This is a genomic window from Pseudomonas sp. 22490 (assembly GCF_052044465.1).
Classification (GTDB): Bacteria; Pseudomonadota; Gammaproteobacteria; order Pseudomonadales; family Pseudomonadaceae; genus Pseudomonas; species Pseudomonas aeruginosa.
The window spans coordinates 12,600-25,653 of the sequence record NZ_JBQENS010000042.1 but is presented as its reverse complement, the minus strand read 5'-3'; the positions used below and the strand labels follow the sequence as shown (position 1 = coordinate 25,653).

The following is a 13,054-nucleotide window of genomic DNA, read 5'->3' as shown; positions in this document are numbered from 1 at the left end:
GTCTCGCGCTGCGCCGTCGAGGAAGGGAACGACCCGCTCACTCGTCGCCGGGCACGCCGTAGCTCGGCGCACGGGTCGGGTCGAGGGCGCGGGTCACATAGTCCTGCATCTGCGGCTTGTAGGCGAGCCACAGTCGCTCGAGCTGGCCGATGGGGTCGTGCTCGGCCCAGTCGACGCGCAGGTCGACCACCGGCCAGAGCAGGTCGCCGACCACCGACAGCGCCGCCGAATGCACCGGCCCGGCTTCGCCACCAGCGGCCAGCGCGGCACGCATCGCCGCCAGCAGGCGCTCGGCGAGCAGGCCTTCGGCGTTCTCGAAGGCATCCACCATCGCCTCGATCACTTCCGGCGCGGCCAGCAGGTTGCCGGCCGCCACGCATTGTTCGCCGGCCCGCGCATGGTGGACGCCGAGCGCCTCGCGGCCGGTGAACAACGCGGTGCGGCCGTGCTGGTCGATCACCGTGACCTGGCGATACTGGCCATAGCCGTTGCTGCTCAGCGCCTGGTCCAGCGCTTCGCCAGGGGCCAGGCCCTGGTCGAGGCGGTCGAGGATCTGCGGGCCGAGCGCCGGCAGGGTGATGTTCTGCGTAGCCACCGCGCCGGTGCCGGCGCGCAGCCAGGGACAACGGGCGCCGACGGCGATGCTCGACGAGCTGATGGCGATGCCCAGTTGGCCGGTTTCGGCGCAGCGGCCGACGATGGAAAAGGTCATGGCGCGCGCCTCCTCATTGCTGCCAGTCGTCGGGAATCACCGCGATCACGTCAATCTCCATCAGCCACTGCGGCTGGCCGAGGGCCGAGACCACCAGTCCGGTGGAGATCGGGAACACCCCTTTGAGCCACTTGCCGACCTCGCGATAGACCGGCTCGCGGTAGCGCGGATCGATCAGGTAGGTGGTGGTCTTGACGATGTGCGAGAGGTCGCTGCCGGCTTCCTCCAGCAGTTGCTTGACGTTCTTCATCGCCTGCTCGGCCTGGGCGCGCGGGTCGCCGAGGCCGACCAGGTTGCCGTCGAAGTCGGTGCCGACCTGGCCGCGCACGTACACCGTGTTGCCGGCGCGCACGGCCTGGCAGAGATCGTTGTCCAGGGACTGGTTGGGGTAGGTGTCCTTGGTGTTGAACATGCGAATGCGGGTATGGGTAGGCATCAGCTGACTTCCTGGAGGCTGGTTTGCGGAGCTTGCGAGGCGCGGTCCTGTTCCTGGCGCTGGGCAGCGTCGCGGTATGCGAGGTACTTGCGCTGGATGGCGATGTGGTCGGCGACATGGCGCGCGTCGTGCCAGACGCCCCAGATGAACGAGGAGCCGCGCCGCGACAGCCAGGGCAGGCCGATGAAATACACGCCGGGTTCGCTGGACACGCCACGCTGGTGGCGCGGCTTGCCGTCGCGGTCGAAGGCATCGACCTGCAGCCAGCCGAAGTCGACGGCATAGCCGGTGGCCCAGATGATGCTGCCCACCCCGGCCTCGGCCAGGTCCAGTTCGAGGATCGGATCGGTCACGCACTGCGGGTCCGGCAGCCGGCGGCGCGCCTCAGGCTCTTCCGGCAGGTCAAGGCCGTTGCGGGCGATATAGGCGTCGGCGGCGTCGAGCAACGCCAGGTAGTTCTCGTCGCCGCGCGCCAGGTTCTCCGCCAGGTCCGGCCGGAAGGTCGCGACGCCGTCGACGAAGGATTCGGTCAGTCCGACCAGGGTCACGCCCTGATGCGCCAGGGCGCGGAAGTCCACGGTATGTCCGCCGCGGGCACCGCTCACGGCGATGGTCACATGCTCGCGCCCGGGCTTGGCGACTTCCGCATCCCATTCGCCGAGCACGCCCAGCCACCAGCAGAAGTCGCGGTTGCGGTAGGAACGCGGCGGACGGTCATGAGCGCCCACCGAGAGGTAGACCTGGCGCCCGGCACGTTGCAGCTCGTCGGCGATCTGTACCCCCGACGAACCGGCGCCGACCACCAGTACCGCACCTTCGGGCAGCTGCTGCGGGTTGTAGTAGTGGGCCGAGTGGATCTGCCGGATACGCTCGTCGCGCGGCGCGATCGGCGGGATCACCGGACGCTGGAACGGGCCAGTGGCGGCGACCACGCGGTTGGCCTCGATGGTCCCTGCGGAGGTGTCCACGGTGAAGCCGGGGCGGCCGACATTGCGCACCACCTTCCTCACCTCGACGCCGGTACGGATCGGCGCGTCGAATTTCTTCGCGTAGGCCTCGAAATAGGCCGCCACCTGGTCCTTGCCGGGGAAACCGTCGGGATCGATGTCGAATTCCATTCCCGGGAAACGGTCGTGCCAGGCCGGGCCGTTGGCCACCAGCGAATCCCAGCGTCCGCTGCGCCAGGCCTCGGCGATGCGGTTGCGCTCCAGGACCAGGTGCGGCACGCCGAGCCGGCTCAGGTGCTCGCTCATCGCCACGCCGGCCTGGCCGGCGCCGACGACGAGGGTGTCGGTCTTTTCCACGGTCCCGTCCGTGCGCGAGGGCAAGGCGGTGCGATTCAGGTCGGTCATGGCTCGGTTCCTCGGACTCTGGTCGTTCTTGTTCTGCGGTTGCGTGATGGCCGCATTCTGTTCAGAGCCGGGGAATAGCGAAATTATGATTTTTGTAGTCGCTGGCTAGGGAAAAGCTGCACGCCCGCGCGGTCGGCGGGCGGCAGAGGCGTCGCTCAGGACCTGCCGACGATCTGGCGAGCTGGAGAAACCGGGCGAAAACGGACGGGGAAGCGGAGTCCCCGAACGGCAACCGAGCTTTCCGAAGCCGTTTCCAACGCGGTTTTGCCGACGTACAGAGTTCGCGAAGGTTTTCAGAGGATCGGCGAGACCAGCCGCGCCACGCGCATCCCCAGTTGCTGCAGGCGGCGCACGCTGCGGCGGTCTTCCGGAGTGAATTCGAGCGACTCGGCGAAGTCCGCCTCGAGCATCGCCTCCACCTCGCCGGCGAAGCCCTCGTCGACGGTCACCACCATCACCTCGAAATTCAGCCGGAACGAACGGTTGTCCAGGTTGGCGCTGCCGACGGCGGCGGTGTCGCGGTCCACCAGCACCACCTTCTGGTGGAGGAAGCCGGGCTGGTAGCGGAACACCTTGACCCCGGCACGGATCGCCTCCAGCGCGTAGAGGCTGGACGCGGCATACACCGTGCGGTGGTCCGGGCGCGAGGGTATCAGCAGGCGCACGTCGACGCCGCGCAGCACCGCCAGGCGCAGGGCGGCCATCACCGCTTCGTCGGGAACGAAATACGGCGAGGTGATCCAGACCCGCTCGTGGGCGGCGTTGATCATCTCGACGAAGAACAGCGAGCAGGTTTCCTGGGCATCCGCCGGACCGCTGGCGACTACCTGGCAGAGCGCGCCCTCGCTGTCGTACTGCGGCGGCAGGATCAGCGGCGGCAGGCTGTGGGTCGCCCAGTACCAGTCCTCGGCGAAGCTTTCCTGCAGGCACGCCACCGCCGGCCCGCGCAGTTCCATGTGGGTGTCGCGCCAGGGCGCCAGCGGCGGCTTCTCGCCGAGGTACTCGACGCCGACGTTGTGCCCGCCGACGAAACCGCACTCGCCATCCACCACCACGACCTTGCGGTGGTTGCGGAAATTCACCTGGAAGCGGTTGAGCATGCCGCTGCCGGTGCTGAAGCCATGCATCTGCACGCCGCCCTGGCGCAGCCGCTCGACATAGCGGTGCGGCAGCGCGTGGCTGCCGATGGCGTCATAGAGGAAGAACACCTCGACGCCGTTGGCCGCACGTTCCAGCAGCAGTTGCTGGAGGCGCTGGCCGAGGGCGTCGTCGCGGACGATGAAGAACTGCACCAGGATCACCTGGCGGGCGGCGGAAATCGCCTTGAACATCGCCTCGAAGCTGGCCTCGCCGTTGACCAGCAGGCGCACCCGGTTGTTCGCCAGGGTCGGCGTGCGGGTCATCCGCACCAGCGCCTTGAGCCCCTTGTAGCCGCTGACCTGGCGGGCCGCCAGGGCCTCCTCGACCCAGGGACGCCAGTCCAGCTCGGCGGCCGCCAGGTGCATCTCGCGGTTGGCCTGGCGCCGCGCCTCGATGTAGGCGTCGAAACGGCTGCGACCGAACACCAGGTACGGCAGCAGGGTCAGGTACGGCATGAATACCAACGAGGTGGCCCAGGCGATCGCGCCCTGGGCGGTGCGCACGGTGAGCACGGCATGGATGGCGGCGACGAAGCCGAGTACCTGGATACCGACCAACAGCAGGCCGAGGTAGGTGGTGGAGGTCATTGCGCGAGGTCGATCCTTGTCCACTCCGGTGGCGGCCATCATAGCCCTCTCCGGGGTAGGTCTGGCCAGCCTGGCAAACAGCCAGGGGGGCGAGGCGGGATTGGCAGGATCCGTGGGATCGACGTCATTCGGCCGCGCTCGCCCTGCCCTACGCTGCTCCCATCGAAAACCACCGCAGACCGAGGAGCCCGCCATGAGCGACGTCCGTCCCCCGCTTCCCCCCTTCACCGCCGAAACCGCCGCGCAGAAGGTCCGCGCCGCCGAGGACGGCTGGAACAGCCGCGACCCGCAGCGCGTCTCGCTGGCCTACAGTCCCGACAGCGTCTGGCGCAATCGCTCGACCTTCGTCCGCGGCCGCGAGCGGATCGTCGAATTCCTCAGCGGCAAGTGGCAGCGCGAGCAGGAGTACCGGCTGATCAAGGAACTCTGGGCGTTTACCGGCAACCGCATCGCCGTGCGCTTCGCCTATGAATGGCACGACGACTCGGGCAACTGGTTCCGCTCCTACGGCAACGAGAACTGGGCGTTCGACGAGCAGGGATTGATGTACGAACGTCACGCCAGCATCAACGACCTGCCGATCCGCGAGGACCAGCGGCTGTTCCGCTGGCCGCTGGGGCGCCGGCCGGACGACCATCCGTCGCTCGGCGAACTCGGCCTCTGAACCCGCGCCGGCAGGGGCGCGCGCACTCCCCGTTGCCGGCCCCGGGCGGCCAGCGCCTGTTCCATCCGCGACATTGCCCTCCGTCGTTGCGGTCGCACGCTTGACGCTTTCGGCACGACCCTGGTCGTTTTCGGGCCGGGTCGCGCCGGGCCCCGACGATATGCTGCCCCCAAAGCGTCGGCACAAGTCCCGGCGCGCCCAGCCTGAAAGGGGTATGCCAGATGAGCCCAGCCGAATTGCACGCCGACAGCATCGTCATCGACGGTCTGATCATCGCCAAGTGGAACCGCGAACTGTTCGAGGACATGCGCAAGGGCGGCCTGACCGCCGCCAATTGCACCGTATCGGTATGGGAAGGCTTCCAGGCGACGGTGAACAATATCGTCGCCAGCAACAAGCTGATCCGCGACAACAGCGACCTGGTGATCCCGGTGCGCAGCACCGCGGACATCCGCAAGGCCAAGGAGCAGGGCAAGACCGGCATCCTCTACGGCTTCCAGAATGCCCACGCATTCGAGGACCAGATCGGCTACGTCGAGGTGTTCAAGCAGCTCGGCGTGGGCATCGTGCAGATGTGCTACAACACCCAGAACCTGGTCGGCACCGGCTGCTACGAGCGTGACGGCGGGCTCTCCGGCTTCGGTCGGGAGATCGTCGCGGAGATGAACCGGGTCGGCATCATGTGCGACCTCTCCCACGTCGGCAGCAAGACCTCCGAAGAGGTCATCCTCGAATCGAAGAAGCCGGTCTGCTACTCCCACTGCCTGCCGTCCGGCCTCAAGGAACACCCGCGCAACAAGTCCGACGAGGAGCTGAAGTTCATCGCCGATCATGGCGGCTTCGTCGGTGTGACCATGTTCGCGCCGTTCCTCAAGAAAGGCATCGACTCGACCATCGACGACTACGCCGAGGCCATCGAGTACGTGATGAACATCGTCGGCGAGGACGCCATCGGCATCGGCACCGATTTCACCCAGGGCCACGGCCACGACTTCTTCGAGTGGCTGACCCACGACAAGGGCTACGCCCGGCGCCTGACCAACTTCGGCAAGATCGTCAACCCGCTGGGCATCCGCACCGTCGGCGAATTCCCCAACCTCACCGAGACCCTGCTCGAGCGCGGCATGCCCGAGCGCGTGGTGCGCAAGGTGATGGGCGAGAACTGGGTAAGGGTCCTGCGCGACGTCTGGGGCGAGTAACTCCCGGCCCACTCCCGACTCGTCGCCTCTTCCTCCAGGGAGGGGCATTGCATCGCACCCATCTTCCCTCTCCCCGCCTCTCTCCCTGAAGGGAGAGAGGGAGTCAAAAGAATCGGAGCTTACACCATGGCCAAACATGCCCCCCAACTGCCCATCGAGGTCGACAGCGAGACCGGCGTCTGGACCACCGACGCCCTGCCGATGCTCTACGTACCGCGACATTTCTTCGTCAACAACCACATGGGCATCGAGGAAGTGCTGGGCGCCGACGCCTACGCCGAGATCCTCTACAAGGCCGGCTACAAGTCCGCCTGGCACTGGTGCGAGAAGGAAGCCGAATGTCACGGCCTGGAGGGCGTGGCGGTGTTCGAGCACTACATGAAGCGCCTGTCCCAGCGCGGCTGGGGCCTGTTCGAGATCGAGCGGATCAACCTCGAGGAAGGCACCGCCGAGGTCCGCCTGCGGCACTCCGCCTTCGTCTACGTCTACGGCAAGGTCAATCGCAAGGTCGATTACATGTTCACCGGCTGGTTCGCCGGCGCCATGGACCAGATCCTCGCCGCCCGTGGCAGCAGCCTGCGCACCGTGGCCGAACAGGTCTACAGCGGCGCCGAGGACGGTCACGAAGACGGCCTGTTCGTCGTCAAACCCCTGTAAGCCGAGGAAAGGGTCATGGCCTTCGAAGCAATGTTCCAGCCGATCCAGATCGGCAAGCTGACCATCCGCAACCGCGTGCTCTCCACCGCCCACGCCGAGGTCTACGCCACCGACGGCGGGATGACCACCGAGCGCTACGTGAAGTACTACGAGGAAAAGGCCAAGGGCGGCATCGGCCTGGCCATCTGTGGCGGCTCCTCGGTGGTCGCCATCGACAGCCCGCAGCAGTGGTGGAGTTCGGTGAACCTGTCCACCGACCGGATCATCCCGCACTTCCAGAACCTGGCGGACGCCATGCACAAGCACGGCGCCAAGATCATGATCCAGATTACCCACATGGGGCGCCGTTCGCGCTGGGACGGCTACCACTGGCCGACCCTGATGTCGCCGTCGGGTATCCGCGAGCCGGTGCACCGCGCCACCTGCAAGACCATCGAGGTGGAGGAGATCTGGCGGGTCATCGGCAACTACGCGCAGGCCGCCCGCCGCGCCAAGGAAGGCGGCCTGGACGGCGTCGAGCTGTCCGCCGTGCACCAGCACATGATCGACCAGTTCTGGAGCCCACGGGTCAACAAGCGCACCGACGAATGGGGCGGTAGCTTCGAGGGGCGCATGAAGTTCGGCCTCGAGGTGCTCAAGGCGGTGCGCGCCGAGGTCGGCGAGGACTTCTGCGTCGGCATGCGCATCTGCGGCGACGAGTTCCACCCGGACGGCCTGTCCCACGAGGACATGAAGCAGATCGCCAAGTACTACAGCGATACCGGCATGCTCGACTTCATCGGCGTGGTCGGCTCCGGCTGCGACACCCACAATACCCTGGCCAACGTCATCCCCAACATGACCTTCCCGCCGGAGCCGTTCCTGCACCTGGCGGCCGGCATCAAGGAAGTGGTCGACGTGCCGGTGCTACACGCGCAGAACATCAAGGACCCGAACCAGGCCACGCGCATCCTCGAAGGCGGCTACGTGGACATGGTCGGCATGACTCGCGCGCACATCGCCGACCCGCACCTGATCGCCAAGATCAAGATGGGTCAGGTCGACCAGATCAAGCAGTGCGTCGGCGCCAACTACTGCATCGACCGCCAGTACCAGGGCCTGGACGTGCTGTGCATCCAGAACGCCGCGACCTCCCGCGAATACATGGGCGTGCCGCACATCATCGAGAAGTCCGCCGGACCGAAGCGCAAGGTGGTGGTGGTCGGCGGCGGGCCGGCCGGGATGGAAGCGGCCCGCGTGGCGGCCGAGCGTGGCCACGACGTGACCCTGTTCGAGAAGAAGGAGCAGCTCGGCGGCCAGATCACCACCGCCGCCAAGGCGCCGCAACGCGACCAGATCGCCGGCATCACCCGTTGGTACCAGCTGGAGCTGGCGCGCCTGGGCATCGACCTGCGCCTGGGCACCGCGGCCGACCCCGAGACCATCCTCGACCTGCGCCCGGACGTGGTGGTGCTGGCCAACGGCGGACATCCGTTCCTCGAGCAGAACGAACACTGGGGCGCCGCCGAAGGCCTGGTGGTGAGCAGCTGGGACGTGCTCGACGGCACGGTCGAGCCAGGCAAGAACGTGCTGGTCTACGACACCATCTGCGAGTTCAGCGGCATGTCGGTGGCGGACTTCCTCGCCGACAAGGGCGCCCAGGTGGAGATCGTCACCGACGACATCAAGCCGGGCGTGGCCATCGGCGGCACCACCTTCCCCACCTACTACCGCAGCATGTATCCCAAGGAAGTGATCATGACCGGCGACCTCATGCTGGAGAAGGTCTACCGCGAGGGCGACAAGCTGGTGGCGGTGCTGGAGAACGAATACACCGGCGCGCGGGAAGAGCGGGTGGTCGACCAAGTGGTGGTGGAAAACGGCGTGCGCCCCGACGAGAGCCTCTACTACGCGCTCAAGCAGGGCTCGCGGAACAAGGGCCAGATCGACGTCGAGGCGCTGTTCGCGATCCAGCCGCAGCCCTGCCTCAGCCAGTCCGGAGAAGGCTACCTGCTGTTCCGCATCGGCGACTGCGTGGCCCAGCGCAACACCCATGCGGCGATCTATGACGCGCTGCGCTTGTGCAAGGATTTCTAAGACACGCCTCGTGGCATCCGACCGGCACGGCCGGCCCCCCTCTCCCGCAAGCGGGAGAGGAGGCCGATCCAGCGCCGCCTGACGTCCCGCAGGGAGACCAGAAATGCTCGACACCCTCCTCCCCGTCCTGCTCTTCGCCGCCCTGGCACTTGCCGTGCTCGGCGCCGCGAAGCGCTTCCTCATGTGGCGCCGCGGCCGACCCGCCAAGGTCGACTGGATCGGCGGCCTCTTGCAGATGCCGCGTCGCTACCTGGTGGACCTGCACCATGTGGTAGAGCGCGACAGGTACATGTCCAGGACCCACGTCGCCACCGCCGGCGGCTTCGTCCTGGCGGCGCTGCTGGCGATCCTGGTGCACGGTTTCGGGCTGCACGGCCGGATCCTCGGCTTCGCCCTGCTGGCGGCCACAGCGCTGATGTTCGTCGGCGCGCTGTTCGTCGCCCGCCGCCGCCTCGACCCACCGTCGCGGCTGTCGAAGGGCCCCTGGATGCGCCTGCCGAAGAGCCTGCTGGCGTTCGCCGCGAGCTTCTTCCTCGCCACCCTGCCGGTGGCCGGGATCCTGCCGGAAGGCTTCGGCGGCTGGTTCCTCGCCGGCCTCCTCGCCATTGGCGTGGCCTGGGGCGTGTCCGAGCTGTTCCTCGGCATGACCTGGGGCGGGCCGATGAAGCACGCCTTCGCCGGTGCCCTGCACCTGGCCTGGCACCGCCGCGCCGAACGCTTCGGCGGCGGCCGCTCCACCGGCCTCAAGGCGCTCGACCTGGCCGATCCGCAGGCGCCGCTGGGCGTGGAAAAGCCCAGCGACTTCACCTGGAACCAGTTGCTCGGGTTCGACGCCTGCGTGCAGTGCGGCAAGTGCGAGGCGATGTGCCCGGCGTTCGCCGCCGGCCAGCCGCTGAACCCGAAGAAGCTGATCCAGGACATGGTCATCGGCCTGGCCGGAGGCAACGACGCGAAGTTCGCCGGCAGCCCCTATCCAGGCAAACCGCTGGGCGAGCACGGCGGCGGCCCGCACCAGCCGATCGTCGCGCTGGATGGCAAGGCCCTGGTCGACGCCGACACCCTGTGGTCCTGCACCACCTGCCGGGCCTGCGTCGAGGAGTGCCCGATGATGATCGAGCACGTCGACGCCATCGTCGACATGCGCCGCCACCTGACCCTGGAGAAAGGCGCCACGCCGAACAAGGGCGCCGAGGTGCTGGACAACCTGATCGCCACCGACAACCCCGGAGGCTTCGCCCCCGGCGGCCGGTTGAACTGGGCGGCCGACCTGAACCTGCCGCTGATGAGCGAGAAGAAGAGCGCCGACGTGCTGTTCTGGGTCGGCGATGGCGCCTTCGACATGCGCAACCAGCGCACCCTGCGCGCCTTCGTGAAGATCCTCAAGGCAGCCGCGGTGGACTTCGCCGTGCTCGGCCTGGAGGAGCGCGACAGCGGCGACGTGGCGCGCCGGCTGGGCGACGAGGCGACCTTCCAGAACCTGGCCAGGCGCAATATCGCGACCCTGGCGAAATACCGCTTCACCCGCATCGTCAGCTGCGACCCGCACAGCTTCCATGTGCTGAAGAACGAATACGGCGCCCTCGGCGGCGACTACCAGGTACTGCACCACAGCACCTTCATCGACGAACTGCTGCGCGCCGGCACGCTGCAACCGGGCCGCAGCAAGGCCGGCAGCGTCACCTACCACGACCCCTGCTACCTGGGCCGCTACAACGGCGAGTACGAGGCGCCGCGCAACGTGCTGCGCGCACTCGGCATCGAGGTCAAGGAAATGCAACGCTCCGGCTTCCGCTCGCGCTGTTGCGGCGGCGGTGGCGGCGCGCCGATCACCGACATCCCCGGCAAGCAACGGATTCCCGACATGCGCATGGCCGACATCCGCGAGACCGGCGCCGAGCTGGTGGCCGTCGGCTGCCCGCAGTGCACCGCGATGCTCGAAGGCGTAGTGGCGCCGCGGCCGGAGATCAAGGACATCGCCGAGCTGGTAGCGGAAGCGCTGATAGAACAGGCGGAAGCGCCGGCAAAAAAGCCGTTGCGGCGTGAAGCCGTGGCGGAGGTGCATTGATGAGAGTGTCGAGCTTCACATCGAACCCGCTGCTGACCGGGGCAGCACGGATAGCGGCCTCTCCCTCCAGGGAGGGGGCCGCAGGATCGGGTAGCCGCAGCCACAGGAAGCATTCCGCATGAACGATATCGTCCGTCGCGATCCACGCGCCGAATGGATCGCCCGCAACCGCCTGCATCCGCTGCATGCGGCCATGCAGTCCGCCCAAGGCGGCGAGGTGCGCTGGATGGGCCCCCACGGCGTGATCCGCAAGAACCCGCACGCCGTCGGCTTCGTCGGCCCCAACGGCATCCGCCGCATCGATCGCTCCGGCGGCCAGCAGGGCAGCGGCGTGCGCCGCGCCAGCGTAGCGCAGGAAGCGCAGTTGCCGCTGCATGTGGTCGAGCAACCGGCATTCCTCGTCGCGGTGGTCCCGGACATGGTCGGCGGCCGTCTCTCCAGCCACGACAAGGACCTCCTCGGACTGGCCCGCAAGCTCGCCGGCAACGACGGCGCGGTGCTCGCCGTGGTGTTCGGCGAACACAAGGAAAGCGCCTTCGACAGCGCCGGCGTCGACCGCCTGCTGCACCTCTCCGGCGGCGAGTACGACGGCTACACGCCCGAGCAGCGAATACTCGCCCTGCGCAACCTGGAGAACCAGCTCGCCCCGCGCCACTGGCTGTTCCCGGACAGTCGCAACGGCGGCGGCGAACTGGGCCGGCGCCTGGCCGCCGCGCTCGGCGAGCGGCCGGCCGGTCGCGTCTGGCAGGTCGAGGACGGCCGCTGCATCGGCCGCGCCGGCGCCGGCCGCGAGGACATCCAGCGCGCCCTGCCGCGCCTGCTGCTGGCCGCGGCGGAATGCGCCGAGCCGGTCAGCGAGACCCGCCATGAGGTTCGCGAACTGCACATGGCCGAGCAGGTGGCGCGCAACCTGCCACGCATCGAGGACCTCGGCCCGGTGGCCGTGGACCCGGCGCGGATTCCCATGGCCGAGGCCGAATTCATTCTCTCCGGCGGCAACGGCGTGCAGGACTGGACGCTGTTCCACCAGGCCGCCGCCGTCCTCGGCGCCACCGAGGGCGCCTCGCGGGTGGCGGTGGACGACGGGCACATGCCGCGCAACCGCCAGGTCGGCGCCACCGGTACCTGGGTCACCGCGCGGGTCTACCTGGCGGTGGGCATCTCCGGGGCGATCCAGCACCTGCAGGGCATAGGCGCCTGCGACAAGGTGGTGGCGGTGAACCGCGACGCCGGCTGCGACATGATCAAGCGCGCCGATCTCTCGGTGATCGGCGACTCGACGGAAATCCTCCGCGCGCTGATCCGCCTGGCCGAGGCACACCGCAACGGCGCCGCCCGCGATGCGGCCTGAACCCGCTTCCACGTACCTTTCATCGGTATCGAACCATGACTGAGCTGAACATCGTCGCGCTGGTCTCCATCGGCGCCCATCCCGCCTCCGGACGCCCGCGCCGTGCCGAACAGGACGCCCGCGCGGTGGAACTCGGCCTGCGCCTGAGCGGCCCACGCCTACAGGTGCTGCACGCCGGCGACCCGCACGCCGAGGCGCTGCGCGGCTATCTCGGCATGGGCCTGGAACGCTTGTCCGTGCTGGAACAGCCGGCCGGCGCCGACGCCCTGCCCGCACTGGCCGAGCACCTGCGCGACTCCCGCGCGCAACTGGTGCTCACCGGCAGCCAGGCGGAAACCGGGGAAGGCTCCGGGATGCTGCCCTTCCTCCTCGCCGAGCGCCTGGGCTGGCCACTGGTGGTCGGCCTGGCCGAGGTCGAGAAGGTCGAAGACGGCAGCGCTCAGGTCCTCCAGGCTCTGCCTCGCGGCCAGCGACGCCGACTGCGGGTACGCCTGCCGTTCGTCGCCAGCGTCGACAACGCCGCACCGGCGGCCCGGCAGAGCGCCTTCGGCCCGGCGCGGCGTGGCGAGGTCGAGGCCCATGAGGTGGAGGTGGTCGACGACCCGCTGCTCGCCGAAGACAGCCTGCAACCGGCCCGGCCGCGACCGAAGCGGCTCAAGGTAATCAAGGCGAAGACCGGCGCCGAGCGAATGAAAGCCGCCACCGCCAAGGCCTCCGGCGGTACCGGGCAGGTACTCAAGGATCTTTCGGCGGAAGCCGGCGCCGAAGCCATCTTCAAGCTCCTGCGCGAGGAAGGCGTGATCCGCTGAAGCGGG

At 68.3% G+C, this 13,054-nt stretch carries 11 protein-coding genes; 7 read left to right on the top strand and 4 right to left on the bottom strand.

Annotated features, from left to right (window positions below):
- Positions 1-37: 37 nt before the first annotated feature.
- From ACTJJX_RS30875 to cls, 4 genes are all read right to left on the bottom strand, one after another.
- Positions 38-712: a DUF1028 domain-containing protein gene (locus ACTJJX_RS30875; protein WP_003106037.1), complete on the bottom strand. Its 675-nt coding sequence runs from the start codon at positions 710-712 to the stop codon at positions 38-40.
- Positions 713-725: 13 nt separating this feature from the next.
- The gene (locus tag ACTJJX_RS30870; protein ID WP_003096732.1) at positions 726-1,148 is read right to left on the bottom strand and encodes a RidA family protein; all 423 of its coding nucleotides are present in this window, start codon (positions 1,146-1,148) and stop codon (positions 726-728) included.
- On the bottom strand, positions 1,148-2,500 hold the full coding sequence (locus ACTJJX_RS30865) for a flavin-containing monooxygenase (protein ID WP_003122387.1): 1,353 nt from the start codon (positions 2,498-2,500) through the stop codon (positions 1,148-1,150). Before ACTJJX_RS30865 ends, ACTJJX_RS30870 begins: the two co-directional genes overlap by 1 nt.
- Positions 2,501-2,793: 293 nt before the next feature.
- Positions 2,794-4,266 carry a cardiolipin synthase gene (cls, locus tag ACTJJX_RS30860; protein ID WP_003121332.1) on the bottom strand — a complete coding sequence of 491 codons (1,473 nt, stop codon included), beginning with the start codon at positions 4,264-4,266 and terminating at the stop codon, positions 2,794-2,796.
- A 154-nt stretch (positions 4,267-4,420) separates the two neighbouring features.
- Between cls and ACTJJX_RS30855 the strand changes: the two genes are divergently transcribed.
- The 7 genes from ACTJJX_RS30855 (at position 4,421) to etfB (ending at position 13,048) form a co-directional block, all read left to right on the top strand.
- Complete coding sequence (locus tag ACTJJX_RS30855; protein ID WP_003096740.1) at positions 4,421-4,891, top strand: nuclear transport factor 2 family protein; 471 nt, start codon at positions 4,421-4,423, stop codon at positions 4,889-4,891.
- Positions 4,892-5,112: 221 nt separating this feature from the next.
- Entirely contained in the window at positions 5,113-6,090 is a 978-nt protein-coding gene (locus ACTJJX_RS30850) for a dipeptidase (RefSeq protein ID WP_003106042.1), read from the top strand.
- A 126-nt stretch (positions 6,091-6,216) separates the two neighbouring features.
- A complete protein-coding gene (locus ACTJJX_RS30845; protein WP_003107282.1) occupies positions 6,217-6,747 on the top strand; it encodes a DUF5943 domain-containing protein in 531 nt (176 codons plus the stop codon).
- 15 nt (positions 6,748-6,762) lie between these two features.
- Positions 6,763-8,823 (top strand): dimethylglycine demethylation protein DgcA, encoded by a 2,061-nt coding sequence (gene dgcA / locus ACTJJX_RS30840; RefSeq protein WP_003107280.1) that lies wholly within the window; start codon positions 6,763-6,765, stop codon positions 8,821-8,823.
- 103 nt (positions 8,824-8,926) lie between these two features.
- Positions 8,927-10,888 carry a dimethylglycine demethylation protein DgcB gene (gene dgcB, locus ACTJJX_RS30835; protein ID WP_003114447.1) on the top strand — a complete coding sequence of 654 codons (1,962 nt, stop codon included), beginning with the start codon at positions 8,927-8,929 and terminating at the stop codon, positions 10,886-10,888.
- Positions 10,889-11,006: 118 nt separating this feature from the next.
- The gene (etfA, locus tag ACTJJX_RS30830) at positions 11,007-12,239 is read left to right on the top strand and encodes an electron transfer flavoprotein subunit alpha (RefSeq protein ID WP_010793632.1); all 1,233 of its coding nucleotides are present in this window, start codon (positions 11,007-11,009) and stop codon (positions 12,237-12,239) included.
- Positions 12,240-12,274: 35 nt separating this feature from the next.
- The gene (etfB, locus tag ACTJJX_RS30825; protein WP_016852270.1) at positions 12,275-13,048 is read left to right on the top strand and encodes an electron transfer flavoprotein subunit beta; all 774 of its coding nucleotides are present in this window, start codon (positions 12,275-12,277) and stop codon (positions 13,046-13,048) included.
- Positions 13,049-13,054: the final 6 nt, after the last annotated feature.

Coding starts and splice junctions, on each gene's coding strand:
- ACTJJX_RS30875 (WP_003106037.1), bottom strand. CDS start 712: ATGACCTTTTCCATCGTCGGCCGCTGCGCCGAAACCGGCCAACTGGGC.
- ACTJJX_RS30870 (WP_003096732.1), bottom strand. CDS start 1,148: ATGCCTACCCATACCCGCATTCGCATGTTCAACACCAAGGACACCTAC.
- ACTJJX_RS30865 (WP_003122387.1), bottom strand. CDS start 2,500: ATGACCGACCTGAATCGCACCGCCTTGCCCTCGCGCACGGACGGGACC.
- cls (WP_003121332.1), bottom strand. CDS start 4,266: ATGGCCGCCACCGGAGTGGACAAGGATCGACCTCGCGCAATGACCTCC.
- ACTJJX_RS30855 (WP_003096740.1), top strand. CDS start 4,421: ATGAGCGACGTCCGTCCCCCGCTTCCCCCCTTCACCGCCGAAACCGCC.
- ACTJJX_RS30850 (WP_003106042.1), top strand. CDS start 5,113: ATGAGCCCAGCCGAATTGCACGCCGACAGCATCGTCATCGACGGTCTG.
- ACTJJX_RS30845 (WP_003107282.1), top strand. CDS start 6,217: ATGGCCAAACATGCCCCCCAACTGCCCATCGAGGTCGACAGCGAGACC.
- dgcA (WP_003107280.1), top strand. CDS start 6,763: ATGGCCTTCGAAGCAATGTTCCAGCCGATCCAGATCGGCAAGCTGACC.
- dgcB (WP_003114447.1), top strand. CDS start 8,927: ATGCTCGACACCCTCCTCCCCGTCCTGCTCTTCGCCGCCCTGGCACTT.
- etfA (WP_010793632.1), top strand. CDS start 11,007: ATGAACGATATCGTCCGTCGCGATCCACGCGCCGAATGGATCGCCCGC.
- etfB (WP_016852270.1), top strand. CDS start 12,275: ATGACTGAGCTGAACATCGTCGCGCTGGTCTCCATCGGCGCCCATCCC.